Here is a 24,646-nt window from a genome sequence, read left to right as displayed (position 1 = left end):
TTTTTATAGTAAGGTAATTATCTAATTTTAATTCTCTTCTTCCGTATTATGCGATTTCACATAATTACGCCATTTCTCGATACATTCTTTAAAATCGTCTGGCAATTCTGTATCAAAACGCATCATTTCTCCTGTATTAGGATGAACAAATCCAAGTGTTTTCGCATGAAGCGCTTGACGAGGCAAAGCTTTAAAACAATTTTCGATAAACTGTTTGTATTTCGTAAAAGTCGTTCCTTTCAAAATCAAATGACCGCCGTAACGCTCATCATTAAATAACGGATGACCAATATGCTTCATATGTGCGCGAATTTGGTGTGTTCTTCCTGTTTCCAATTTACAAGAAATAAGAGTCACATAACCAAAACGCTCCAAAACTTTATAATGCGTAATGGCAGGTTTTCCAATTTCGGGATCATCAAAAACCGCCATTTGCATACGGTCTTTTAAATGTCTTGCTAGGTTTCCTTCAATTGTACCACTTTCTTCTACAACATTTCCCCAAACCAAAGCAATATATTCGCGTTCTGTTGTTTTAGCTTCAAACTGTTTTGCCAAATGCGTCATAGCAGCTTCCGTTTTGGCAACAACCAAAAGTCCAGAAGTATCCTTATCGATTCGATGAACCAGACCTGGACGTTCACTACTGTTCATTGGCAGATTATCAAAATGATGCGCCAAAGCATTTACTAAAGTTCCCGTATAATTTCCGTGACCTGGATGCACAACCATTCCCGGCTCTTTATTAATCAATAAAAGAGCATCATCTTCATAAACGATATTCAACGGAATATCTTCAGGAAGAATATGGTTTTCAAATGGCGGATGCGATAACATAATCGTGATCACATCAAAAGGTTTTACTTTGTAATTTGATTTTACAGGAATATCATTCACAAAAATATTTCCATCCGTAGCTGCGTTCTGAATCTTGTTTCGCGTGGCATTCGGAATCAAATACATTAAATATTTGTCAATACGCAAAAACGCTTGACCTTTAGGGACTTCAAATCTGTAATGTTCGAATAATTCGTCTTCCAGATCTAAGTTTTCTTCAATATTATTATTCATTGTTTGGGGTTTCTTCAGGCGTTGTTGCTGTACTATCTACCTGACTTTCGTCTACATAACTCGCTTTACCATCACCTAAAACTAAATCAATTTTAGATGCTTTAAGAACACGATCTCCTACTTTTAAGTTTCTGCCTTTCAAACGCATCTCCAAAACCATATCTTTTCCAAGATTCGGAATATAAGTAATTGTTCCCAATTCAAGACCTAAAGCTTTTAAAGTTGGTACAGCTTCGCGATATGTTTTCTCAATTAAATCAGGAATTTTAACAGATGAAAAACCTGAAGCATTAATCTTAATATAAATTTTTCTTCCTACTTTCACTTTTGTACCAGGAAGCGGATCTTGCTCAACTACGCTATATTTTGGAAATTCACTTCTGTAATCAACACTGTCTAGTAGAACATAATCCAAATCCAGTTCATCCAATTTCTCTTCTACTTGTTCTTCAGTTAGTTTAGACAAATTCGGAACAGCAATTTCGTGTCCGTGATCTGTCGTAAAAGTTAACCAATGCATAAATAAGTAACCAATAATCGCGATAATAGCTGCGGCTGCAAGTAATTGCAAGAAAAAAACTCGACTTGTTAAATACTGACGTAAACTCATAAATTTATTTTTAATAGCGACAAAGATAAAGTATTTCGTTTCAAAAAAAATGATAATTTTGTTTAAAACGAGAAAGTGCCAAGATTGTCAGACTGAGCGAAGTCGAAGTCACACCAAGTAATTCAGCATGCGGGGCTTCGACTTCGCTCAGCCTGACAAATAACAATGAATAATTCAGAAAAAAATCATTTTTAATCTGTATAATCAGTGGCAAAAAACGTGAAACTTGAAACAAAATTAAAACTTGAAACAAAATATAGAAATGAAAAACATTGCCATTATCATGGGCGGCTATTCCAGCGAATACAAAATATCTTTAATCAGCGGAAATGTCGTTTATCAATATCTTGATAAAACAAAATACAACGGATTCCGAATTCACATTTTCAAAGAAAAATGGGTTTACGTCGACGATAAAGATGCCGAATTCCCAATTGATAGAAATGATTTTTCTGTAACTGTAAACGGCGAAAAAATCACTTTTGACTGTGTTTTCAATGCCATTCACGGAACTCCAGGAGAAGATGGATTAATGCAGGCTTATTTTGAGTTAATTGGCATGCCACAATCTTCTTGCGATTATTACCAATCTGCATTGACATTCAACAAAAGGGATTTATTATCAGTTTTAAAACCATACGGAATCAAAACGGCTGTTTCTTATTATTTGAACAAAGGAGACGAAATCAACACCTCAGAAATCGTTAAAAAAGTAGGTTTGCCATGTTTCGTAAAACCAAACAAAGCTGGATCTAGTTTCGGAATCTCAAAAGTAAAAACGGAAGCAGAACTTCCAATAGCAATTGAAGTTGCTTATAAAGAAGATAACGAAATCATCATAGAAAGTTTCCTTGACGGAACTGAAGTTTCTGTAGGTGTAATTAATTACCAAGGCGAAATCAAAGTGCTTCCAATTACAGAAATTGTTTCAGATAATGATTTCTTCGATTACGAAGCCAAATACGAAGGAAAATCACAAGAAATAACGCCTGCCAGAATCTCAGACGAACTAACTAAAAAAGTTGGAGATACAGCAAAACGTGCTTATGAAGTTTTAAAAATGAAAGGCTTTTCAAGAAGCGAATTCATTATTGTAAACGACGAGCCTCATATGCTTGAAATGAACACTATTCCAGGTTTAACAACAGAAAGTTTAATTCCGCAGCAAGCAAAAGCAGCAGGAATTTCTCTGGAAGATTTGTTTACAAATGCAATCGAATTGGCTTTAGCTTAAAGATACTAAGGTTCTGAGATTCTAAATTACTAAGATTTCAGAACCTTTTTTATAATATAGTAAGTGTCAGACTGGGCGAAGTCGAAGTCCAGCGCAAGAAAAACTTAGAATCTTAGCATCTAAAAAAATGAAAGAAATATTTGAATGGGATAGGCTTTTCTATAACAATCTTCCTGAAGCCTTTATTCTGGAGGTAATATTTCGTTCAACGGTAATGTTCACTATTTTATTGCTGACATTAAAGTTGGCAGGAAAACGAGGTGTAAAACAATTATCAATTTTCGAAACTGTAATTATTATCGCTTTAGGTTCTGCTGCCGGCGATCCGATGTTTTATGAAGATGTCGGAATTATTCCAGCCGCAATAGTTTTCTCTACCATAATCATTTTGTATCGCACCGTAACTTGGCTAACAGGAAAAAGCAAGAAATTTGAAGAATTTATAGAAGGCAAAACCGAATGTTTAATTAACGATGGAAAGTTTTCTATAACGAGTTTTAAGAAAGAAAGTTTAGCACAAGACGAGTTTTTTGCAGAATTGCGAATCAAATCTATTGAGCATTTAGGACAAGTTCGACATGCTTTTATAGAAACGAGTGGAGAAATAAGTGTTTTTTATTACGAAGACAAAGATGTGGGTTACGGATTACCGATTGTGCCTTTGCTTTTTGAGAAAAAAAATAAAATTATTCCAGAAGACGGAGTATATTCCTGTTCCTTTTGTGGTAACACCGAGGAATTAAAAAAAGGAACTTCAACTTGCAAAGACTGTCATAAAGACGAATGGGTTCCTTCGATAAATACGAAGAGAATAACTTAGAAAAAAATCCAAAAAAAAAGAAAAAATAAGATTCTGCACAATCCTATAAAACTTAGAATCTTAGCATCTCAGAACCTTAGCAACTTTAAAAAAACTATGCTTTTTCTAATTGGAACAAAAGATTCGAATATAAAAAACGGTTTTGTCAAAAACGAAATATGTCCTAAATGTAATATTGAGAATACTTTACATTTCAGCATTTTTAGACGTTATGTTTACATTACATTCATTCCACTATTTCCAGTTGGAAAAATCGTTAATATAGAATGCACAAGTTGCAAAAACTGGTTTTATTACGAAGATTTATCTTTAGAGGGGCAAGAAAAATTAAGAAATGAAAAACTTAAAAATTCAATTTGGATGTTTTCGGGAACTTTTGTTTTACTATTATTTCTTGCGTATTGCATAAATAACTACTTCCAAAATCAAAATCAAATTGATATCCTAATCAAAGAACCACTAGTTGGTGATGTTTATAATTTAAAATTTTCCAACGGCTATTATTCTACATTCAAAATTGATAAAATAACTTCAGACAGTATTTATACTACACATAACGATTTCGACACTTATATGCCTTACGAAATTGATGATTTGGATAAAGCTGAAAACTATTCCAATAAAAAAGTTTCTTATTCTAAAAATGATTTAATAAAACTTTATAACAGCGGAGAAATTATAAAAATCAGACATAAAGATTAACAATTAGAATCAGAATATAAAATTCCTGCAACAAAATAAAACCTTTGTACCTTTGAGACTCTAAAACCTCTGAACTTTAAACAAAAATGAGAAAAGCTATATTCCCAGGATCATTTGACCCAATAACACTTGGACACGAAGACATTATCAAAAGAGGAATTCCTTTGTTTGATGAAATTGTAATTGCAATTGGTGTCAATGCCGAAAAAAAATACATGTTTTCCTTAGAAGAAAGAAAGCGCTTTATTGAAGAAACCTTTAAAGATGAACCGAAAGTTTCTGTTATCACTTACGAAGGATTAACAATTGATTTGGCTAAAAAGGAAAAAGCTAATTTTATTTTAAGAGGTCTTCGTAACCCAGCCGATTTCGAATTTGAAAAAGCTATCGCGCACACGAATAGAAAGCTTTCGAAAATAGAAACGGTTTTCTTATTGACTGCTGCAAGTACTTCTTTTATCAGTTCGAGCATTGTGCGCGATGTATTGCGTCATGGGGGCGAATATGAACAATTGGTTCCAAAAGCCGTTAGGGTTAAAAAATAATGAAACAAAAAATCACAAACTTGTAAACAAACTAATTTATAAGTAATTTCGCATTTTTAAAATAAACACCAAACAATGAGTATCGAAAGAGAATTAAGCAAACGAAGCGGATCTAAATGTGAGCTTTGTGGCGCTGAAGAAAATTTAAAAGTTTATCAAGTATTGCCAACTAGAAAAGGAGGCCTTGATGAAGCTGTATATGCCTGTAATACCTGTACTGACCAAATTGAAAACCCAGATAATGTTGATTTAAATCACTGGAGATGCCTTAACGACAGTATGTGGAATGAAAATATTCCGGTACAAGTTGTTGCTTGGAGAATGTTGAGCCGTTTGCGTGCAGCTGGATGGCCACAAGAATTACTGGATATGATGTACCTTGAAGAAGATACGCTTGAATGGGCAAAAGCAACTGGCGAAGGCGAAGATGACGAAAACAAATTAGTTCACCGTGACAGTAACGGCGTAGTACTACAACATGGAGATTCTGTTGTATTGATTAAAGATCTTAAAGTAAAAGGTTCTAGCATGGTTGCCAAACAAGGTACAGCCGTTAGAAATATCCGTTTAGACCACGAAAACGCTGAATATATTGAAGGTAAAGTCGATGGACAGCAAATTGTGATTATTACACAGTATGTGAAAAAGATTTAATTTAAAAGATGCTGAGGTTCTAAGTTGCTAAGATTCTAAGATTTTAGTTTAACCGCAAAGAACACGAAGAGATACATACAAAGTTCGCAAAGTTTTATACACAAAGCTTTGCGAACTTTGCACTTTTTAAAAGCTTCAAAAATAAAAAAACTTAGCGCTCTTTGCGTTAAAATTCAAGGCAAAGTTTATCAACTTGAAACCTGAAATTTGAAACAAAAAAACATAAAAAAGCCCATTCATGAACTGAACGGGCTTTTTAAATATATTCTTTACTATTATAAAATTACTTCTGGAATAATTTACTGATTTGATCTTTTACTAAAGGCTCAGAAACATTGTTTGTTGCAGCGTCTCTTTCTTTGCTAGAAACCATAAATTGAACCGTTGCTTTGTCTGGAACAACGTTTCCAGTATAGTGCAACCAAATGTAGTTATTCGGTAATTCTAATTTAATATCGTATAATGGTGTTGCAGTAAAACCCCCCATAATGATGTTGTATAGGTTATTGTAATCATTATTAAGGTTTTTAAATGAAAATTTTCTCAAATTAGAAGAATCATCATCATCAGTTAGAATTGTAGTGTAATACACTGTATACTCGTCACCAATTTTTTGAATGTAATTGTTGTTTACTTTTCCTAATTTCTCAACTGGAACAGTTTCAAGAACTTTAATCTGCGCAAACGAAACAAAGCTGAAAAACAATGCAGCAAGGGTAATAATCTTTTTCATAGTGAATTTGGGGTTTACAATTTTACTTTAGCAAAAAAACATAGAAATATTGAAAAAACCCCTATCAAACCATTATTTTTTTAACATAAAATTGTAAAACTTAGTTACAACATTTTAAAACACTGATAAACAAACAAATAAACATATAAAAATCAAATTCCAAATTCCAATCTTATGTCTTGCTTCTTACATCTTTTTTCTTATCTAAAAAATCAATATTTCCCTCTCTTCTCCTCTTCTACTTTTTTGATTACGTTACGAGCTACTTCGATTTTAAACTTTTTGCCTTTCATTTTTTCATCTCTCACATTTTTCAGCAAATCTTTTACTTTATTGTATTTTACGGCTGCAAACGAAACGAAATCTTTTACTTCAATTAATCCTAAATCGTCTTTTTCTAGTTTCCCTTTTTGAGAAAAGAAGCCGACAATATCAAACTTATTAAGTTTGTTTTTCTTTCCTCCGCTAATATAGATAGTTTGAAATTGAGGCGGTTTTGGCAATGAAACTTTGCCTTCAACATCTAAAACATCCATTTCGTAATCAATGTAGTCAAATTGTTTTTCACTTTCGTGGATGATAATATATGCGGTTCCAGTTGCCTGCATACGCGCTGTACGCCCATTTCTATGAGTGAATTCGTCTTCTTTTAAAGGCAAATGATAATGAATAACGTGTTTCATTTCTGGAATATCCAAACCTCTCGCCGCCAAATCGGTTGTAACCAAATAGGTTACACTTCCATTTCTAAACTGAATCAAAGCACGTTCACGTTCTTCCTGATCCATTCCGCCATGATAGTAAACTGAATAAATTCCTTTTTCGTTTAGAGTATCGCTAATTCGCTCCGCAGCATCTCTGTGATTACAGAAAATAATAGCTGATTCTGATTTTAAAGAACAAATCAAATTGAACAAACTTTGCAGTTTATCTTTCGCAGGTGAAAGAACCATTTTCATCGAAAGATTCTCTTTTTCCTCTTCCTCTGGAATAAAATCTAAAACAGTCGGATTGACAACACGTGTATATTTCGGAATCTCAATATCCGAAGTTGCAGAAACTAAAACTCTTTTGTTTACTTTCGCTAATCTTCCAATGATGAAAGACATTTGTTCGTGAAATCCTAATTGAAGCGATTTATCAAACTCATCCAAAATTAGAGTCTGAATTTTATCTGTTCTAAAAGTTTCTCTATCTATATGATCTGCAATTCTTCCAGGAGTTCCAATTAAAACCGCTGGCGGATTGCTTAAATTTTTCATTTCCGTTTCAATAGAATGCCCACCGTAACAAATGTTTACTTTGTACTGCGTTCCCATTTTTTTCCAAACCTGCTCAATCTGCAATCCTAATTCGCGAGACGGAACTAAAATTAAACATTGAACCGATAAAATCTCAGGCTGTAATAATTCTAAAACAGGAAGCAGAAACGCCAATGTTTTTCCAGATCCTGTTGGAGAAAGCAACAAAACGTTGTTGTCATGAAGAATTGCATCTTTTGCAGTTTCTTGCATTTCGTTTAGGCTTTCAATTCCTAAATTCGAAAGTATATCGTTGGAAGGGTGTTTTTTATTCATTTTGCAAAAGTAGGGAAAGTTTTTTAACCGCAAAGTACGCAAAGGTTTACGCAAAGGTCGCCAAGTTTATGTTCAAAGCTTTGCGAACTTTGCGTTTTTAAAAACCTAGTTATATAAATCCTTGCGCTCTTTGCGGTTAAAAAAACACAACGCACATCAAACTTGAAACCTGAAACTTGAAACAAAAAACTTATATTTGATTCGCATTAAACCCAAAACCATGAAACTTTTTACATTTCTCTTTTCACTTTTCACGATCACTCTTTCCGCTCAAAACAATAAAAAATACGATACGTTTTTCGAGAAAGGAAATGGAAATCAATCGGCTTCTTATCAAGAAACGATTGCTTATTTTAAGATGCTGGCAAATGATTTTCCAACCATTCAAATGAAAGAAATGGGACTGACTGATTCTGGCGAACCTTTACACATGATAACTTTTAATCCTGATAAGGAATTCGATTTTGATAAAATTCAGAAAACGAAAGCAGTTCTATTTGTCAATAACGGAATCCATGCGGGAGAACCTGACGGAATTGATGCAACTATGCAATTCTATAGAGATTTGGCAACAGGAAAAATGAAAGCGCCTAAAAATACGGTATTGGTTACGATTCCTGTTTATAATATTGGCGGTGCTTTAAACCGAAATTCGACAACTCGCGCCAACCAAGATGGACCAGAAATTTACGGTTTTAGAGGAAATGCAAGAAATTACGATTTGAATCGTGATTTGATGAAATCGGATACGAGAAATACCAAAAGTTTTGTGGAGATTTTCCAGAAAATAAATGCCGATGTTTTTATCGATAATCATGTGAGCAACGGTTCGGATTATCAATACAAACTAACCTACATTATGACTCAGCATAATAAACTCGGAAAAGTTTTGGGCGATTTTATGAACGACGAAATGATGCCAGCTTTGGTAAAAGATCTTCAGAAAAAGAAAATTGAAACTACTCCTTATGTGGATTCTTTTAAAGATACGCCAGACAAAGGTTTCGGGCAATTTGTCGACAGTCCGCGATATACAACGGGTTATACCTCGCTCTTTAATACAATTGGTTTTGTGGTCGAAACGCATATGCTGAAAAAATATGCAGAACGTGTAAAAATGACGTACGAATACATGAAATCGACTTTGGATTTTACCGATGCTAATTATCAAAAGATAAAAGATTTAAGAGTAAAGAATTTAGAGCAATATCAGCCAAAGAAATCATACACTTTAAAATGGGAATTGGACAGCACAAAAGCGACCACTTTTTCGTTTCTAGGTTATGAAGCTGGTTACAAAAAAAGTGAAGCTACAACAGGAAATCGTTTGTATTACGACAGAGCAAAACCGTACAAAAAAGATGTTCCTTATATCAAAGAATTCAAATCACAAAAAGAAATTGTTATACCTTCTGCTTATATCGTTCCAAGAGGATATTGGAATATTATTGATCTTCTGAAAAACAATAATATTTCATTCAAACAAATTAAAAACGATACGATTATAGAAGTCGAAAGTTATAGAATTGCCGATTTTAAAACCGTTCCGTCTGCTTACGAAGGGCATTATTTACACAGAAACACAACCGTAACTTCTAAAATCGTTAAAATGGCTTTCGCTAAAGGAGATTACATTGTTCCAACAAATCAAAAAGGCGTAAAATATATCGTAGAAGCTTTTGAACCAGAAGGCGTTGATTCGTTTTTTAACTGGAATTTCTTCGATCCTATTTTACAGCAAAAAGAACATTACTCAGAATATATTTTCGAAGATACTGCGGCAAATCTTTTAAAAGAAAATCCAGCTTTAAAAGCAGAATTAGAAACTAAAAAACAAAATGACCGCGAATTTGCCAAAAACTCAGAAGCGCAATTGGATTGGATTTATAAACATTCTGTCTATTATGAAAAAGCGCATATGCAGTATCCTATTTATCGGATGCTTTAGTTTTTTTTTATAACGCAAAGAGCGCTAAGTTTTTTTAATGTTTAATTGCTTTCATCTTGTACATGGACACAATCTAAATAAAAAATGTCAAGAGAAGAGAAATTGTACGAGCTGAAAAAATATTCCGCTAGGAATATCTCGTCGGTAGAAATAATTGTATCGTTTTGCATTGTGTCCTGTAGGGACACTTGTTTGTGGATAACATATCTATAACATTATTCAAACGTTCCTACGGAACGTATAAACACAAATCTTTTTTTTTCTACCAACCAGACATTCCTAACGGAATGAATTCTCCATTGTATTCTCGCCAACGAGAAAACCTGAAACTTGAAACCTGAAACAAATTTAATCTCAAAGTGTAGCTCCGCGTGAGGGATAGAAGCAAGCTACCGAAGTAGCGCGGATAGCCCGACAGCTATAAAAAAAGACCCAATGAACGCAAAGTTGATTGGGTCTTTTTTTTATAGGTGGCACGCCCTTATTTTTAAGATTCTGAGGTGCTGAGATACTAAGATTCTAAGTTCTCTTTTTTAGGTTTAAAATCTACTGAAGCATAAGAATCCTCTTGAAACAACAATTTGATGTTTTCATAAGAGTTTTTAAGCGCTTCTTTGATTTGTTCTGGATTTAACCAAGCCACTTTTTCGATTCCTTCTTCTAGTTGTCCGTGTGGAGTTCCTTCAAAATCAGATTGCATTTCGAACCAATGCGTGATTTTAAGTTTGTATTTTCCGTTGCGTTTGAAAATATGATAGGTTTTTTGCAGTTTATTGGTAATTCTTAACTGGTTTACACCCGTTTCTTCCTCGACTTCGCGCATTGCGGTCGCTTCAATGTCTTCACCCTTCTCTATCCCGCCTTTTGGTAAATCCCATTTTCCATTTCTAAAAATGAATAAAACTTCACCTTTTTTATTGTACACAAAACCTCCGCCCGCTTTATTCACGGGAATTTTGGCTTTAAGGGTTTTCATCATCTCACTTTCGTCTGGATGATAAAGAATAGCTTTTTGAATTTTATTTTGAAAAATTTTTATGATAAGCTGTTCGATATCAATACTCTCCAACAAGAACAATTGGAAATCTGTTTCTTTAGAGATTTCATTTGTCAAAAAAAGTGGTTTGTCGTTTACAAAAACTTTATACATTTGTATTATGATTTTTAATAAAGATACTGCCGAAAAAACAGCCGAATTGCTTTTGCAAATAAATGCAATTAAATTGAATCCCGAAAATCCTTTTACATGGGCTTCTGGTTGGAAATCTCCTATTTACTGTGATAATAGGTTAATTCTTTCATTTCCGAGCATCAGAAACTATGTTCGTGATGAATTTGCTAAAAATATCGAAAAACAATTTGGAAAACCTGATGTGATTGCTGGTGTCGCTACTGGAGCCATCGGAGTTGGAATTTTGGTTGCCGAAAGTTTAGGACTTCCATTCGTATACGTACGTCCTGAGCCTAAAAAACACGGAAGACAAAACCAAGTAGAAGGTTTTTTACAAAAAGGACAAAATGTTGTTGTTGTTGAAGATTTAATTAGTACAGGGAAAAGCAGTTTGATGGCTGTTGAAGCTTTAAGAAGCGAAGGTGCAAATATTAAAGGTATGGCTGCAATTTTTACATACGGTTTTGGTGTTGCCGAAGAAAACTTTAAAGAAGCCAATCTTGATCTTTTCACTTTAAGCAACTACGAAAACTTACTAGATTTAGCGGTTCAAAAACAATATATTACAGAAGATCAACAATCTACTTTGCTTGAATGGAACGAAAGTCCATCAACTTGGGGACAGGAATAATTTTAGATTTTAGATTTTAGATTTTAGATTTTAGATTTTAGATTTTAGATTTTAGATTTTAGATTTTAGATTTTAGATTTTAGATTTTAGATTTTCTAAAAAATCGCTTTGCTCTTTTTTGGAATCTAGCTTTGCGAACTTAGTGTTTTATAAAATCAAAGCTTAGAAAATATCCTTGCGATCTTTGCGTTAAAAAAATAAACAAATACAAACAAATATGAACTTAGAAAGTCCAAAAGTTACTGTTCAGAAGTCAGCTCAAGATTTATTTGATCAATTGACTGATGTTAAGAATTTTGAAAAATTAATGCCAGATAACATCGCTAAATTTGAAGTGACTGGTGAAGACGCTTTTATTTTTGGATTGAAAGGGATGCCGGAAATCAAATTAAAAATGAAAGATAAGGTAGCGCCAAACAAAATTGTTTTAGGTGCTGCAAGTGACAAACTTCCGTTTACGCTAACTTCAAACATTGATAGTGTTTCTGATTCAGAAAGTGCTGTCCAATTGTTTTTTGAAGGCGAATTCAACGCTATGATGGCGATGATGGTTAAAGGTCCAATCAGCAAGTTTATTGAAACTTTAGCAAACAATATGAACAAACTTTAATAATGGTGAATTATTAATTGTGAATTATAAATGAAAAGCCTGATTTAACGATCGGGCTTTTTTTTTTGCCACGAAGCCGCTAAGACACAAAGTTTTTTTTCACGCAGATTTATTTGCCAGTAATAAACAGAATTTTTTCCGCAGATTTAAAAAAGATTTAAGCAGATAGTTTTAATTTATAAACTTAGCGGCTTCGTGGTAAAAAAACTTAGTATCTTAGCAACTCAGAACCTTAGCATCTTTAATAAAGCATTTTAACTTCCTTAATTTCAAACTCAGCTACAGAATCATCTTCTAACAAAACCTGCAGTTTTCCAATTGGAGAAACTCCCTGAATGATTCCCATAAAATCTTGGTTGTTTTTGTCTCTGAATGCTGTTGGAACGCCTTTTTTAAATAAGAAATTGAAATAATCATCCCAAAAAGTTTGTGCTGACGTATTCCACAATTGAACTTTCTCTTTTAATTTTTCTACAATTAAAATTGCCAATTCTTCTTTATCAAAAGGCTTTCCGGAAATTACAGAAATTGAAGATGCAGTTGGCAATTCATCAAAATTGGTTTGATTGACATTTATTCCAATTCCGACAACTGACATTATTCTGCCATCGCTTTTTAAGGTATTTTCGATTAATATGCCAACCAATTTCTTATTGTATGACAGAATGTCGTTTGGCCATTTAATGCAAATATTAGGAATATTTAACGATTTTAAAACCTCTGCAACCGACAATGAAACCACTAAGCTTAAATTGAAAACTTCCTCATTATTAAAGACAAAATCTTTAACCAAAACGCTCATAGTTAAGTTTTTACCTGCTTCAGTCTTCCATACTCCGCCAACTTGTCCTTTCCCTTTTGTCTGATTTTCAGCTGTTACCGTTGTAAAATTCTCCAGTTCATCCTGACTTGACAAAGCCTTTAGAAAGTCATTTGTAGAATCTATGGCATCGAGTTTGATTAGTTTCATTAAATAATTTAAATAACTTAATTTAATATTTTGTTAAGGTTCAAAAATAATCACAAAATTTGGTAACTTTACAAATTCATATAAAATAATTCATGGCGAAAAAGACTATTAATAATGATGTTCTATTGGCGAACATAATCAAAGGGATTGAGGAAGTAAAAGGAAATGATATCGATATTCTTGACTTAAGAGAAATAGATACTGCTGTATGCGATTATTTCGTAATCTGCAACGGTAGCTCAAATACCCAAGTTAACGCCATCGTAAACTCAATTCAAAAAACAGTATCAAAAGACTTAAAAGATAAGCCTTGGCACGTAGAAGGAACAGATAACGCAGAATGGGTTTTAATGGATTACGTACATATTGTTGTACATGTTTTCCAAAAACACATTCGCGAATATTACAACATCGAAAGCCTTTGGGGCGATGCCAAAATAACTACAATCGAGAACAAATACTAAAGAAACTTTCACTAAATGGCTAAAGATAATAATCCAAATCCGAATAAATTTAAAATAAGTCCTTGGTTAATATATACCGCAATACTTTTAGTTTTTTTATTCATAAGTTTTGCCACAGGAGGATCAAGCTTAAGCGAACCAGCTCAATTAACTTCTTCTAAATTCAACACGCTTTTAGAAAAAGGTCAACTTGAAAAAGTTATCGTGTACAACAAAGCTGAAGCTGAAGTATATTTAAATGCTGCGGCTCTTAAAGACCCAGCAAACAAAAAAGTAGCTGAAGATATTTTCAAACAACCAAACAAAGGTCCACATTACACTTTGGAAATTGGTAACGATCAAATTTTTCAGACTAAACTAGAAAAAGCAGTTAGCGAAGGAAAATTGAAAGATTTTAATTTCCTTCAAAAAAATAACTGGAGTGATATTCTAATCAGTTTACTTCCTATCATCATCATTGTTGGTGTATGGATTTTCATTATGCGTAAAATGTCTGGCGGTGGCGCTGGCGGTGGCGGACAGATTTTCAACATTGGAAAATCTAAAGCTAAATTGTTTGATGAAAAAACAGACATTAAAACTACATTTAAAGATGTTGCAGGTTTAGAAGGTGCTAAAGAAGAAATTCAGGAAATTGTTGAATTCCTTAAAAATCCAGAAAAATATACAAATCTTGGAGGTAAAATTCCAAAAGGAGCTTTATTGGTAGGGCCTCCAGGAACAGGTAAAACTTTATTAGCGAAAGCTGTTGCTGGTGAAGCTCAAGTACCTTTCTTCTCTCTTTCAGGTTCAGATTTCGTAGAGATGTTTGTTGGAGTTGGTGCTTCACGTGTACGTGACTTATTCAAACAAGCAAAAGAAAAATCTCCTGCTATCATTTTCATCGATGAGATTGATGCTGTTGGTAGAGCGAGAGGAAAAAGCAATATGTCTGGCGGAAACGACGAAAGAGAAAACACATTAAACCAATTACTGACAGAAATGGACGGTTTTGGCACAAATTCTAACGTAATCGTTTTGGCTGCAACAAATAGAGCTGATGTTTTAGACAAAGCTTTAATGCGTGCAGGACGTTTTGACAGACAAATTTTTGTTGACTTACCAGACATTCGTGAGAGAGCTGAAATCTTCAAAGTACACTTGGCTCCTATCAAAAAAGTTGAAGGTCTTGATTTAGATTTCTTAGCAAAACAAACTCCAGGTTTTTCAGGTGCTGATATTGCAAATGTTTGTAACGAAGCTGCACTTATCGCTGCACGTAATAACAAAGCGGCTGTTGATAGACAAGATTTCCTAGATGCTGTAGACAGAATCATTGGTGGTTTAGAAAAGAAAAACAAAATCATTACTCCAGAAGAAAAAAGAGCTATCGCAATTCACGAAGCTGGTCACGCAACTGTAAGCTGGATGTTAGAACATGCCGCACCACTTATTAAAGTAACTATTGTTCCTCGTGGACAAAGTTTAGGAGCTGCATGGTATTTACCAGAAGAAAGGCAAATCGTAAGAACAGATCAAATGTTAGACGAAATGTGTGCTACTATGGGTGGTAGAGCTGCGGAAAAAGTAACTTTCGACAGAATTTCGACTGGTGCTTTGAGCGACCTAGAAAAAGTAACTCGTCAAGCTCGTGCAATGGTAACAATTTACGGATTGAACGATAAAATCGGAAACGTTACTTATTACGATTCAAGCGGACAAAGCGAATATAGCTTCTCTAAACCATATTCTGATGAAACTGCAAAAATTATCGACGCTGAAATTTCAGAATTAATTGAAGGCCAATATCAGAGAGCTATTCAAATTTTAGAAGAAAACAAAGATAAATTGAATCAACTTGCTGATATTCTGATTGAAAAAGAAGTTATCTTCAAAGACGATTTAGAAAACATCTTCGGAAAACGTACTTTTGATAAAAATTTAGAGGAAGTAGTTTCATAAATAATTACGAAAAACGTAATAAATTTTTAAAATCTTAATTCAAAATACCCTTTTGAATTAAGATTTTTTTATCTTTGAACGTTTTCAATTAACATGTAAAGCATTTCATATAAAAAATGAATTTTTTCAAAAAAATATTTGGCTCAAGTGAAGCCGCTTCTGACGAAGAGCACGAAAGCGAATATGCAGGTACATCTGCACAGAACAGTCATTTATCTTTAGACGAGCAATTTATTTTCAATTTTAAAAAAAATGGAGGTAAATTCTTGTACTGTGAAAATACAGAAGAAGTTACAGAACAGTTTGAAAACATTTTAGAAGAGAACGACTGGTTTGAAAAGGAAGTTTTATGTTATGAACCAGCACTTTTTAGTTTATTAGAAGAAAACAAACTTTTTTATATTGCACCCTCTAATCCAAAATTTTTATTAGCGAGTTGCGAAAACCTTATTGCCGACGAAGGCTCTATCTTGTTTTCATCTAAACAGATTAGACAAAATAAGCCAAACGAATTACCGGCAAATATTGTAATTATAGCCACAACAAGTCAAATTCTTCCAATGAAAAGCGATGGATTAAGTGCTATAAAACGCAAATACGAAAGGGATTATCCTACTAACATTACTACCATAAAATATTTCGAAAAAGCTAAAGAAGAAGATTTTACACAATACGGAAGTGTTGCTAAAAACCTTTATTTATTGCTTTTAGAAGATCTTTAAGATGAACGAAACACTGAAGAGAACCATTTCTGGTGCTGTTTATATCGCTTTATTATTAGCTTCTATATTGTTTTCTACAGAAAGCTTCATCACTCTTTTTGGTGTTTTCTTAATTATTACGATATATGAGTTTTCTAATATCGTGAACTTAAATAAAGTGTTTTCTATTATTTTTGGGACTTTAGTCTACTCTACAACAATTCTTGTAAGTCATTACAACAAACAGACAAGCAAGTTTTTAAATGATACTTTTAACTCAAATATTAGCTTAGAAACCAATATCAAACAATTAGATTTGGTTCTTCTTGCAATTACAATCGTAGTTTCAATAAAATGTATCATATTCTTGTTTTATGATTCTGTGCAAAAAATAAGCACATCTTCAAAATACCTGTATTTATTAGGATATATTACGCTTCCGTTTATTTTCATAGTTAAAATTTCTTTTGGGACGAATGATTACAATCCTAAAATTATTATCGGATTGTTTGTTCTAATTTGGACCAACGATACTTTTGCGTATTTAGTCGGAAAATCAATGGGAAAACATAAATTATTTGAGCGCGTTTCTCCTAAAAAAACGATAGAAGGTTTTCTTGGAGGCGTTGTTTTTGCCGCTTTTGCAGGTTTTTTAATTTCTAAATTATACATTCAGCCAAATCCTGAATTTAGCAGTAAATCAATTTTAATCTGGACCATAATAGCTTTAATCGTAAGCATATTTGGAACTATTGGAGATTTGATAGAATCTAAATTTAAAAGAATTGCTGGCGTAAAAGACAGCGGTTCGATTATGCCTGGACATGGCGGTATTCTAGATCGATTAGATAGTGTTATATTTGTAGCACCAATTATATTTTTATTTTATCAAATTTTATATTATGTTTCATAAAGAAGGTGGCCCGTCTATTTTATTAGGTACTGTTTTTACAGTAGCTGTACTTTTAATTGCTGATAAATTCATTGATATTTCATGGCTGAGAATGCTTGTTCAATTTGCAGCTGTTTTAATCTTGATTATTATTTTACAATTCTTTAGAAATCCGAAAAGAATTGCAATTAGAAACAGCGATCATATCCTTGCTCCAGTTGATGGAAAAGTAGTCGTTATTGAAGAGGTTTATGAAGGCGAATATTTCAAAGACAAACGCTTACAGGTTTCTATTTTTATGTCTCCAATCAATGTTCACGTAACGCGTTATGCAATGGATGGAATCATTAAATTTAGTAAATATCATCCTGGGAAATTTCTTGTTGCATGGCACCCAAAAGCTAGTGAAGAAAATGAAAGAACTACGGTTGTTATCGAAAATGAAACTTTTGGAGCAATTTTGTACCGACAAATTGCTGGTGCATTGGCTCGTAGAATTGTAAACTATGCTAAAGAAGGAATGCAAGTTGTTCAAGGTACTGATGCTGGTTTTATTAAATTTGGTTCGAGAGTAGATTTATTTTTACCTTTAGGTACGCCGATTAATGTTGAGTTAAATCAAAAAGCTATTGGCGGAAAAACAATTATTGCTACAAAAGCTTAAATGGCTGATAAAGACTTAGATATTCGATTTGCTAAAGCCGTAGAAATTGCCATGACAATGACTCAGGCCTCACTGCCGCAAGATGTGCAGTTGAGATTATATGCATATTATAAACAAGCGACTTTTGGAACAGCGGTTTACAATCAATCTGAAAATTTTGATTTGAGAGATGCTTTCAAAACAAATGCTTGGATGCAAATAAGCCACATTTCTACTGATGAAGCCAAAGAAAATTATATTGAGATTATCAATTCATTAACATCAAAATAAATATATTATGAAGAAAAACGTTGTTCTTTTTAGCACTTTAGCTTCATTTTTACTATTGTTTTCCTGTAAAGAAGATAAGCTGGTCGAAGTTGTTGAAGTTCCACTTCCAACTAAAGAAGAAAAAATATCAATTGGCTCACCAAATGACGTTAAAGCTGATCCAGGTTCTTTTGAAATGACAAAATTGCCTTTCAATTACGACGGACTTGCACCAGACATTCGAACTTTGACTTTAGAAACACATTATTCCAAACATTATTTATCTTACACAAATAATTTTAATAAGGAAATCGTTTCTACTGAGTTTGAAAATATGCCTATTGAAGATATTCTAAAAAAAATGGATTTAAATAATGCCAAACTTCGTCAGAATGCTGGTGGCTATTATAATCATACGCTTTATTTCAATATCTTGACTCCTAAGGAACAAACTCCAAAAGACACTTTAGCTGGCTCGATAAATAAGGAATTTGGTTCTTTTAACAATCTAACTAATCAATTTAAGGCACAATCTGAAAAACAATTTGGGTCTGGATGGGTTTGGCTAGTTGTAGATCGATATGGTAAATTACAAATCACTACTACAGATAATCAAGATAATCCTTTAATGCGAAATGCTTTAATTCCAGGAACTCCAATTATGGGAATCGATCTTTGGGAACACGCATACTATCTAGATTACCAAAATAGAAAAGGAACCTATATTGATGCCTTCTACCAACATATCAATTGGGAAAAAGTAAACGAATATTACATTGAGGCCCTCAAAAAGGTTAAAAAAGTATAGAAAAAAAGCTGATACAAATTAAGTATCAGCTTTTTTTTATAACTTACTGGTAATAAGACGTAACGAATATGAGAGATATAGCCCATCGCTTTTCAGAAAATCCATTATTATTACCATCTGATTTACCACCAAGTAGAGAAGGCTTAGAAATTAGCTGTTTACTAAATCCAGGCGTGTTTCAATTTCAGAATAAAATATGGCTTGCAGTTCGAGTTGCTGAAAGACCTAAACAAAAAGAAAATACAATCTCGTTTCCAATTCTTACTCATACAGGATCTGTTCAAATTATTGAAATTTCAAAAGATCACCCCGAACTTATAGCGACAGATGCTCGTGTTATTAATTATCAGGGTAAAGATTATTTGACCACTTTATCGCACATTAGATTATTGTGCAGTGAAGATGGCAAAAACTTTTATGAACCAAAAGATTATCCTCAATTGGTTGGTGAAGGAATTTTAGAAACTTTTGGAATAGAAGATTGCCGAGTAACTTTCATTGAAGAAAAATATTACCTCACATTTACTTCTGTCTCAGATAATGGTGTTGGTGTTGGCTTAAGAACCACTAAAGACTGGAAAAGCTTTGAAAAACACGGAATGATTTTTCCAGCCCATAACAAAGACTGTGCTATTTTTGAAGAGAAAATAAACGGTTTATTCTACGCTTTACATCGTCCTAGCAGTGTTGATATTGGAGGAAATTACATATGGATCGCTTCTTCTCCAGATGGCATTCATTGGGGAAATCATCAATGTATTATTAAAACTAGAAAAGGAAACTGGGATAGTAAAAGAGTTGGTGCTGGTGCCGCACCGATAAAAACCGAAAAAGGCTGGCTTGAAATTTATCATGGCGCAAATGAGGCTCATCAATATTGTTTGGGCGCTTTTTTAATGGATTTACAAAATCCATCGAAAGTTATTGCAAGAACTGAAGAGCCAATAATGTTTCCTAAAGCTGAATACGAATTGAGTGGATTTTTTGGAAATGTGGTCTTTACAAATGGCCATATTCTAGAACCAAACGGTGATACTCTGAGGGTTTATTATGGTGCATCAGACGAATTTGTATGTGGCGCAACATTTTCTGTAAAAGAAATCCTTTCACTTCTAAAAGAAGTTTAAAATAAAAAAACTTGCTTAATCCTGATCACAGTTCTAAGCAAGTTTTTCTCTAATTTATTTAATTTTAGTTTATTTCGTAAATAAATGATTCAGAAGGTTTAATCTTAATTCTTGCAGAACCTTCTCCATTTTTAACTACTAGATAGGTTTTACTATTAGAATATAACTTATCTACCAACACATAAGAACCATCTTTTAAATTCCACTTAGAAATTAGTGTTGATGGAACTTTCAAATCAAATTCACTTTCTTTTTCTGATGAAAAATTAGCAATTATAATCAGTTTTTGACTTTCAGACCAACGTGCATAAGAATATAATAAAGCATCATATGCTTCATTATTTTGACGATTTACAGACTGCATTTCTTCAAAACTTCCCATTAAAGCACTACTGCTTATGGTAAAATTGAGTAGTCGTTTGTAAAAATCACGAAGCTGTTTTTCGCTTTCGGATAATTTTCCTCCATCAAATTTTCCATCATTCATCCAACGCTGATGATTTGGAACCCCGATATAATCAAAGATTGAAGTTCTTGAACGTTTTCCAAAACCAGCATCTTCATTTCCTGCCTCACCTACTTCTTGTCCAAAATAAATCATGGTTGGAGAAGTACTAATCGTTGCCGAAACCACCATTAAAGGTTTTCCTCTTTCTGGAGTTCCTGCAAATTCTGGACTTGCTAAACGTTGCTCGTCATGATTATCCAGAAAATGTAACATATGATGTTCAATATCAGACATTCCTTTTTGAATGTTTGTTAATTCATCTGGGGAAGAATTTCCACGAATAACATCTTTCAATTTATCATATGTTTCTACTTTGTCATACAAATAATCCATTTTTCCTAAACGAATGTAATTTCGATATTCATTCGGATTATATACTTCTGCCAATAGAAATGCATTAGGATTTTTCATTTTAATGGAAGAATTCATATAGCTCCAAAATTCATAAGGAACCATTTCTGCCATATCATAACGGAATCCGTCAACACCTTTTGCTGTCCAGTATAAGGCAATATCTTTAAACTTTTTCCAAGAATTCGGAACATCTTTATCCTGCCAAAAAGCAAAATGCTCTTGATATGATTTTTGATCAAAACCTGTAGGAAGTTCAGGAAAATCTTTAGTTCCATCAGGGCGAACGCCATAATTCACTTTTACCGTTTCGTACCAGTCATTTTGATCTGGTTTGAATTTTCTTGAACCATTTCCTGTCCATTTTGCTGGATTTTCATCAAATTTTCCATCAATTAAAGCATTTTTTTCTCCGTTTAGCGGAACATCTCCATCTGGAATTTCAAAATGTTCATTCGGAATGTAGTAGAAATTGTTATCTCTCTTGTATTCGACCGTTACATCATCGTCAGCGCCAAAATCACGTACACCTGCAGGATTAGATTTTCCTTCATATTTTCGAGCAATATGATTCGGAACAATATCAATAATCACTTTTAAACCAGCATTGTGCGTGCGTTTAATCAAAGCTTCAAACTCTTCCAAGCGTTTGGCAGGATTTACAGCTAAATCTGGATTTACGTTATAATAATCTTTTACGGCATAAGGAGAACCCGCACGTCCTTTTACCACTTCTGGATCATCATTTGAAATTCCGTAAGCTGTATAATCATTAACCAAAGCGTGATGCGGTACGCCAGTATACCAAACATAATTAACGCCTAAATCTTTTATTTCATGAAGTGCTTTATCAGTAAAATCATTAAACTTTCCAACGCCATTTTCCTCAATTGTTCCCCAAGGTTTGTTATTGGTATTTTTATTTCCGAATAGGCGTGTAAAAACTTGATATACTACAATTTTCTTATCATTAGAATGATTTTCTTTTACTTCACTCATTTTTAAATCTTTTGTTTTGCATCCTGAAAATAGCACGGCAGCAACAATTCCAACAGCAATAAACTTACTTTTTGTCATATATTTTTAATCTAAACTTCTCTTTTTAGGAGTCAGAAATTGGAATAGAATTCTGAAACCAATTATTAAATTTAGACTATTTTTTAAAACTTAAAAGAAACTTAGCTTCATTTGTTTTTTGTAGTTTCTAAAAACATCAACTACAACGTGAGAGTTCTCAATTTTGTTGATAAAATTGATTGAGATTTTAACAGTAAAGTTTCAAAGTAAAAATGGCTTTAAATTGCTTGAGAAATTTGAAGGATTATAGATAAAAAACTTTCAACCTTTATTGTTCTGCACCTTCGAACCTTAAAAAAATAAACACATAAATTAATCCTAATAACAAGATAAGGTTCTAACCTTTTTTATAAATTTGACAAAAATTTAATCAGTTGAAGAAATCACTCTTTTACATATTTTATAGTCTGCTTTTTTTAAGCGTTCAATTTACTTTCGCGCAAGTAAAACCTAAAGCAAAAACACAAGCACAGAAAACTAAAGAAATAGTTATAGATAACTCTGACAATGTCCAAGTTAATGAAGATTTGGTTCCAGGAGGTTTATTATTAAGCGGTAACGTAAAATTGATTCATGACGGCGTTACAATGACTTGTAATAAAGCTTATCTTTTTAAGAGAGAAAATTATCTAAAGGCATTTGGAGATGTTCAACTAAATCAAGGCGATACTTTGTTTTTAAACAGTAAATATGCCGAGTATAACGGAAATTTAAGAAAAGCTTTTGCAACGGGAAATGCCGTTATGACTTCTCCAGATGCAACATTACAAACCGACACTATCAATTTTGACAGAAATGTCCAAGAAGCTTTTTACAATACAAAAGGTACAATCGTCAATAAAGACAACACTCTGGTAAGCAAATCTGGAAGGTATTATGCTACAGAAAAAAAGTTTCAGTTTTTAACCGAAGTTGTTATTACAAATCCAAAATACGTAATCAAATCGAATCATTTGGATTATTATAGTAATTCTGGACACACTTATTTACTTGGCCCTTCGACAATTACAAGTAAAGAAAATTACATTTATACCGAAAAAGGATTTTACGACACAAAGAAAAACCTAGCACATTTTCTCAGGAAATCATACATTAAATATGATGATCGACTTATAGAAGGCGACAGTTTATTTTATAATCGAAATACCGAATTTGCATCGGCAACGCGAAATGTAAAAATTACCGATTCGATCAATAAAGGGATTGTAAAAGGGCATTATGCAGAACTTTACAAGCTTAAAGATTCGATGTTTGTAACCAAAAGAGCTGTTGCAATCAATTTAGTTGAAAATGATTCGGTTTACATTCACGGAAAAAAATTATTAGTAACTGGTAAAGAAGGCGAACGAATTTTACGAGCTTTTAATAATGTTCGTTTTTATAAAATCGATATGAGCGGTAAATGCGATTCTATACATTCTAACTCTAAAACTGCCTTAACAAAATTAATAGGAAAACCAATTCTTTGGAACGGAGAAAGCCAAATTACGGGCGATGTAATGCATTTGATTGGCGATAATAAAACCAGAAAAATTGATTCCTTAAAAGTACTTAACAATACTTTCGTTATTTCGCGGGATACGCTCGGAACTGGTTTTAATCAGGTAAAAGGGCTCAATTTATTTGGAAAATTCCGGGATGGAAAACTTCATGATGTCGATGTTATTAAAAATACTGAAGTAGTTTATTTTATGAGAAATGATGACAATGAATTGATTGGAATCAATAAAAATGTCAGTAGTAAAATCAACATGATATTGGAGAATAATGCTATAGAAACAATTACATTTTTCAACAAAGTAGACGGAGATATTTACCCCGAAGATGAGCTTCCAGAAAATGCCCGAAAACTTAGGGGAATGGTTTGGAGAGCCGACGAAAGAATAAAATCGAAAGATGATATTTTTACTGCGGAAGACAATGAAATGAATGAAAAACTAATTAAACAAGGCAAAGAGGAAGAAGAAAAAGGTAAAAACGTTCCAATGAAAGTCAGGAAAGAAACCTTGAATTACGACAAGAAAAAGCCTGCTGCAAAACCTGCTTCTAAAGAAACTCAAAAAAACAGCAAGTAGTATTTTTTCAAACTCTAGAGATCCAACAAAGAATGAAAATATTTCCAACAAACAATTACAGTTTCAAATTGGTAGGAGAACCAATAGAATCTCTAGAACGTCTAAAAAGAAGAACATTAATTTCTGAAAGCTTGAGTTCTAAAATAACTGACAAATCTTTTATTGGAATTATTGGCGATAACAATTTCAGTATAATTTCCTCAGAAATCGGAAGAGGCGCTTTTTGCGTTTTAACTGGAGAAATCATCAGCAAAAATGGAATTGTTAAGATAGAAATCAATAAACCATTTCAAATTTTATCAGCAATATTATTGTGTTTGCCTATCGCTGGTTTTATTTTTCAGCTATTTAGTCAAGATATTCATTTATTTCTATTGTTTCTAATTGTAGCTTTAGGCCAAATCTTAATAATCCGCTTTTTGTTTATCGGAGTTGCTTTTAAAAGATTCTCTAAAAACAGTTTAAATCGATTAACTGACGTGCTCGATATTGAATCACTTGAAAAAAAATAAG

The 24,646-nt window shown here is 33.0% G+C and carries 25 protein-coding genes; 18 read left to right on the top strand and 7 right to left on the bottom strand.

Going from position 1 to position 24,646, the window contains the following annotated elements; all coding sequences use genetic code 11:
- Window positions 1-27: 27 nt before the first annotated feature.
- Window positions 28-1,071: an RluA family pseudouridine synthase gene (locus HNP35_RS16990; RefSeq protein WP_184164806.1), complete on the bottom strand. Its 1,044-nt coding sequence runs from the start codon at window positions 1,069-1,071 to the stop codon at window positions 28-30.
- The gene (locus HNP35_RS16985) at window positions 1,064-1,681 is read right to left on the bottom strand and encodes a PASTA domain-containing protein (RefSeq protein WP_184164803.1); all 618 of its coding nucleotides are present in this window, start codon (window positions 1,679-1,681) and stop codon (window positions 1,064-1,066) included. The genes HNP35_RS16990 and HNP35_RS16985 overlap by 8 nt, the downstream gene beginning before the upstream one ends.
- 262 nt (window positions 1,682-1,943) lie before the next feature.
- Here HNP35_RS16985 and HNP35_RS16980 point away from each other — a divergent pair, with 262 nt between their 5' ends.
- The 5 genes from HNP35_RS16980 to HNP35_RS16960 all read left to right on the top strand — a co-directional run bounded on the left by HNP35_RS16980 (window position 1,944) and on the right by HNP35_RS16960 (window position 5,636).
- A complete protein-coding gene (locus HNP35_RS16980) occupies window positions 1,944-2,915 on the top strand; it encodes a D-alanine--D-alanine ligase (protein ID WP_184164800.1) in 972 nt (323 codons plus the stop codon).
- A 127-nt stretch (window positions 2,916-3,042) separates the two neighbouring features.
- Window positions 3,043-3,735, top strand: a complete 693-nt coding sequence (locus HNP35_RS16975) for a DUF421 domain-containing protein (protein ID WP_184164797.1) — start codon at window positions 3,043-3,045, stop codon at window positions 3,733-3,735.
- 96 nt (window positions 3,736-3,831) lie between these two features.
- A complete protein-coding gene (locus HNP35_RS16970; RefSeq protein ID WP_184164794.1) occupies window positions 3,832-4,437 on the top strand; it encodes a hypothetical protein in 606 nt (201 codons plus the stop codon).
- A gap of 86 nt (window positions 4,438-4,523) precedes the next feature.
- Complete coding sequence (gene coaD, locus HNP35_RS16965) at window positions 4,524-4,982, top strand: pantetheine-phosphate adenylyltransferase (RefSeq protein ID WP_184164791.1); 459 nt, start codon at window positions 4,524-4,526, stop codon at window positions 4,980-4,982.
- 75 nt (window positions 4,983-5,057) lie between these two features.
- Window positions 5,058-5,636 (top strand): PhnA domain-containing protein, encoded by a 579-nt coding sequence (locus tag HNP35_RS16960; protein ID WP_184164788.1) that lies wholly within the window; start codon window positions 5,058-5,060, stop codon window positions 5,634-5,636.
- Between the two features lie 283 nt (window positions 5,637-5,919).
- On the opposite strand, the gene HNP35_RS16955 is transcribed toward HNP35_RS16960, so the two are convergent.
- The gene (locus tag HNP35_RS16955) at window positions 5,920-6,369 is read right to left on the bottom strand and encodes a hypothetical protein (protein ID WP_184164785.1); all 450 of its coding nucleotides are present in this window, start codon (window positions 6,367-6,369) and stop codon (window positions 5,920-5,922) included.
- Between the two features lie 212 nt (window positions 6,370-6,581).
- Window positions 6,582-7,946, bottom strand: a complete 1,365-nt coding sequence (locus tag HNP35_RS16950) for a DEAD/DEAH box helicase (RefSeq protein WP_184164782.1) — start codon at window positions 7,944-7,946, stop codon at window positions 6,582-6,584.
- Window positions 7,947-8,166: 220 nt separating this feature from the next.
- Here HNP35_RS16950 and HNP35_RS16945 point away from each other — a divergent pair, with 220 nt between their 5' ends.
- Window positions 8,167-9,894 carry a M14 family metallopeptidase gene (locus HNP35_RS16945; protein WP_184164779.1) on the top strand — a complete coding sequence of 576 codons (1,728 nt, stop codon included), beginning with the start codon at window positions 8,167-8,169 and terminating at the stop codon, window positions 9,892-9,894.
- Window positions 9,895-10,405: 511 nt separating this feature from the next.
- Here HNP35_RS16945 and HNP35_RS16940 read toward each other — a convergent pair.
- The gene (locus HNP35_RS16940; RefSeq protein WP_184164777.1) at window positions 10,406-11,044 is read right to left on the bottom strand and encodes an NUDIX hydrolase; all 639 of its coding nucleotides are present in this window, start codon (window positions 11,042-11,044) and stop codon (window positions 10,406-10,408) included.
- Between the two features lie 7 nt (window positions 11,045-11,051).
- Here HNP35_RS16940 and pyrE point away from each other — a divergent pair, with 7 nt between their 5' ends.
- On the top strand, window positions 11,052-11,696 hold the full coding sequence (gene pyrE / locus HNP35_RS16935) for an orotate phosphoribosyltransferase (RefSeq protein ID WP_184164774.1): 645 nt from the start codon (window positions 11,052-11,054) through the stop codon (window positions 11,694-11,696).
- 217 nt (window positions 11,697-11,913) lie between these two features.
- Entirely contained in the window at window positions 11,914-12,306 is a 393-nt protein-coding gene (locus tag HNP35_RS16930; RefSeq protein WP_184164771.1) for an SRPBCC family protein, read from the top strand.
- 241 nt (window positions 12,307-12,547) lie between these two features.
- Here the strand turns inward: HNP35_RS16930 and HNP35_RS16925 are convergent, their stop codons facing one another.
- Window positions 12,548-13,276, bottom strand: a complete 729-nt coding sequence (locus tag HNP35_RS16925; RefSeq protein WP_184164768.1) for a biotin--[acetyl-CoA-carboxylase] ligase — start codon at window positions 13,274-13,276, stop codon at window positions 12,548-12,550.
- A 92-nt stretch (window positions 13,277-13,368) separates the two neighbouring features.
- Here HNP35_RS16925 and rsfS point away from each other — a divergent pair, with 92 nt between their 5' ends.
- The 8 genes from rsfS to HNP35_RS16885 all read left to right on the top strand — a co-directional run bounded on the left by rsfS (window position 13,369) and on the right by HNP35_RS16885 (window position 20,122).
- Window positions 13,369-13,740 (top strand): ribosome silencing factor, encoded by a 372-nt coding sequence (gene rsfS / locus HNP35_RS16920; RefSeq protein ID WP_007809313.1) that lies wholly within the window; start codon window positions 13,369-13,371, stop codon window positions 13,738-13,740.
- Window positions 13,741-13,755: 15 nt separating this feature from the next.
- Entirely contained in the window at window positions 13,756-15,681 is a 1,926-nt protein-coding gene (gene ftsH, locus HNP35_RS16915) for an ATP-dependent zinc metalloprotease FtsH (protein ID WP_184164764.1), read from the top strand.
- A 116-nt stretch (window positions 15,682-15,797) separates the two neighbouring features.
- Window positions 15,798-16,403: a lactate utilization protein B/C gene (locus HNP35_RS16910; protein ID WP_184164761.1), complete on the top strand. Its 606-nt coding sequence runs from the start codon at window positions 15,798-15,800 to the stop codon at window positions 16,401-16,403.
- 1 nt (window position 16,404) lies between these two features.
- Complete coding sequence (locus HNP35_RS16905) at window positions 16,405-17,295, top strand: phosphatidate cytidylyltransferase (protein WP_184164758.1); 891 nt, start codon at window positions 16,405-16,407, stop codon at window positions 17,293-17,295.
- The gene (locus tag HNP35_RS16900) at window positions 17,285-17,938 is read left to right on the top strand and encodes a phosphatidylserine decarboxylase family protein (RefSeq protein ID WP_184164755.1); all 654 of its coding nucleotides are present in this window, start codon (window positions 17,285-17,287) and stop codon (window positions 17,936-17,938) included. The genes HNP35_RS16905 and HNP35_RS16900 overlap by 11 nt, the downstream gene beginning before the upstream one ends.
- On the top strand, window positions 17,939-18,208 hold the full coding sequence (locus HNP35_RS16895; RefSeq protein WP_184164752.1) for an acyl-CoA-binding protein: 270 nt from the start codon (window positions 17,939-17,941) through the stop codon (window positions 18,206-18,208).
- Window positions 18,209-18,215: 7 nt separating this feature from the next.
- A complete protein-coding gene (locus HNP35_RS16890) occupies window positions 18,216-18,995 on the top strand; it encodes a superoxide dismutase (protein ID WP_184164749.1) in 780 nt (259 codons plus the stop codon).
- A gap of 68 nt (window positions 18,996-19,063) precedes the next feature.
- The gene (locus HNP35_RS16885) at window positions 19,064-20,122 is read left to right on the top strand and encodes a glycoside hydrolase family 130 protein (RefSeq protein WP_184164746.1); all 1,059 of its coding nucleotides are present in this window, start codon (window positions 19,064-19,066) and stop codon (window positions 20,120-20,122) included.
- Window positions 20,123-20,186: 64 nt separating this feature from the next.
- Here the strand turns inward: HNP35_RS16885 and HNP35_RS16880 are convergent, their stop codons facing one another.
- Window positions 20,187-22,058 (bottom strand): alpha-amylase family protein, encoded by a 1,872-nt coding sequence (locus HNP35_RS16880; protein WP_184164743.1) that lies wholly within the window; start codon window positions 22,056-22,058, stop codon window positions 20,187-20,189.
- A gap of 374 nt (window positions 22,059-22,432) precedes the next feature.
- Here HNP35_RS16880 and HNP35_RS16875 point away from each other — a divergent pair, with 374 nt between their 5' ends.
- Window positions 22,433-24,133, top strand: coding sequence for an OstA-like protein (locus tag HNP35_RS16875; RefSeq protein WP_184164740.1), 1,701 nt, complete (start codon window positions 22,433-22,435; stop codon window positions 24,131-24,133).
- Between the two features lie 32 nt (window positions 24,134-24,165).
- Window positions 24,166-24,645: a hypothetical protein gene (locus HNP35_RS16870; protein ID WP_184164737.1), complete on the top strand. Its 480-nt coding sequence runs from the start codon at window positions 24,166-24,168 to the stop codon at window positions 24,643-24,645.
- Window position 24,646: the final 1 nt, after the last annotated feature.

This window comes from Flavobacterium notoginsengisoli (assembly GCF_014207905.1).
Lineage (GTDB): Bacteria > Bacteroidota > Bacteroidia > Flavobacteriales > Flavobacteriaceae > Flavobacterium > Flavobacterium notoginsengisoli_A.
Note: the sequence above shows the minus strand (reverse complement) of the source record. Positions and strands in the feature narration are given on the sequence as shown.

What these genes read in the sequence shown, in the direction of transcription:
- HNP35_RS16870 (WP_184164737.1), top strand. Translation starts at nt 24,166, where the DNA reads ATGAAAATATTTCCAACAAACAATTACAGTTTCAAATTGGTAGGAGAA.
- rsfS (WP_007809313.1), top strand. Translation starts at nt 13,369, where the DNA reads ATGGCGAAAAAGACTATTAATAATGATGTTCTATTGGCGAACATAATC.
- HNP35_RS16880 (WP_184164743.1), bottom strand. Translation starts at nt 22,058, where the DNA reads ATGACAAAAAGTAAGTTTATTGCTGTTGGAATTGTTGCTGCCGTGCTA.
- HNP35_RS16970 (WP_184164794.1), top strand. Translation starts at nt 3,832, where the DNA reads ATGCTTTTTCTAATTGGAACAAAAGATTCGAATATAAAAAACGGTTTT.
- HNP35_RS16975 (WP_184164797.1), top strand. Translation starts at nt 3,043, where the DNA reads ATGAAAGAAATATTTGAATGGGATAGGCTTTTCTATAACAATCTTCCT.
- HNP35_RS16955 (WP_184164785.1), bottom strand. Translation starts at nt 6,369, where the DNA reads ATGAAAAAGATTATTACCCTTGCTGCATTGTTTTTCAGCTTTGTTTCG.
- HNP35_RS16960 (WP_184164788.1), top strand. Translation starts at nt 5,058, where the DNA reads ATGAGTATCGAAAGAGAATTAAGCAAACGAAGCGGATCTAAATGTGAG.
- HNP35_RS16945 (WP_184164779.1), top strand. Translation starts at nt 8,167, where the DNA reads ATGAAACTTTTTACATTTCTCTTTTCACTTTTCACGATCACTCTTTCC.
- HNP35_RS16900 (WP_184164755.1), top strand. Translation starts at nt 17,285, where the DNA reads ATGTTTCATAAAGAAGGTGGCCCGTCTATTTTATTAGGTACTGTTTTT.
- pyrE (WP_184164774.1), top strand. Translation starts at nt 11,052, where the DNA reads ATGATTTTTAATAAAGATACTGCCGAAAAAACAGCCGAATTGCTTTTG.
- HNP35_RS16940 (WP_184164777.1), bottom strand. Translation starts at nt 11,044, where the DNA reads ATGTATAAAGTTTTTGTAAACGACAAACCACTTTTTTTGACAAATGAA.
- HNP35_RS16990 (WP_184164806.1), bottom strand. Translation starts at nt 1,071, where the DNA reads ATGAATAATAATATTGAAGAAAACTTAGATCTGGAAGACGAATTATTC.
- HNP35_RS16930 (WP_184164771.1), top strand. Translation starts at nt 11,914, where the DNA reads ATGAACTTAGAAAGTCCAAAAGTTACTGTTCAGAAGTCAGCTCAAGAT.
- HNP35_RS16950 (WP_184164782.1), bottom strand. Translation starts at nt 7,946, where the DNA reads ATGAATAAAAAACACCCTTCCAACGATATACTTTCGAATTTAGGAATT.
- HNP35_RS16895 (WP_184164752.1), top strand. Translation starts at nt 17,939, where the DNA reads ATGGCTGATAAAGACTTAGATATTCGATTTGCTAAAGCCGTAGAAATT.
- HNP35_RS16980 (WP_184164800.1), top strand. Translation starts at nt 1,944, where the DNA reads ATGAAAAACATTGCCATTATCATGGGCGGCTATTCCAGCGAATACAAA.
- ftsH (WP_184164764.1), top strand. Translation starts at nt 13,756, where the DNA reads ATGGCTAAAGATAATAATCCAAATCCGAATAAATTTAAAATAAGTCCT.
- coaD (WP_184164791.1), top strand. Translation starts at nt 4,524, where the DNA reads ATGAGAAAAGCTATATTCCCAGGATCATTTGACCCAATAACACTTGGA.
- HNP35_RS16905 (WP_184164758.1), top strand. Translation starts at nt 16,405, where the DNA reads ATGAACGAAACACTGAAGAGAACCATTTCTGGTGCTGTTTATATCGCT.
- HNP35_RS16890 (WP_184164749.1), top strand. Translation starts at nt 18,216, where the DNA reads ATGAAGAAAAACGTTGTTCTTTTTAGCACTTTAGCTTCATTTTTACTA.
- HNP35_RS16985 (WP_184164803.1), bottom strand. Translation starts at nt 1,681, where the DNA reads ATGAGTTTACGTCAGTATTTAACAAGTCGAGTTTTTTTCTTGCAATTA.
- HNP35_RS16885 (WP_184164746.1), top strand. Translation starts at nt 19,064, where the DNA reads ATGAGAGATATAGCCCATCGCTTTTCAGAAAATCCATTATTATTACCA.
- HNP35_RS16925 (WP_184164768.1), bottom strand. Translation starts at nt 13,276, where the DNA reads ATGAAACTAATCAAACTCGATGCCATAGATTCTACAAATGACTTTCTA.
- HNP35_RS16910 (WP_184164761.1), top strand. Translation starts at nt 15,798, where the DNA reads ATGAATTTTTTCAAAAAAATATTTGGCTCAAGTGAAGCCGCTTCTGAC.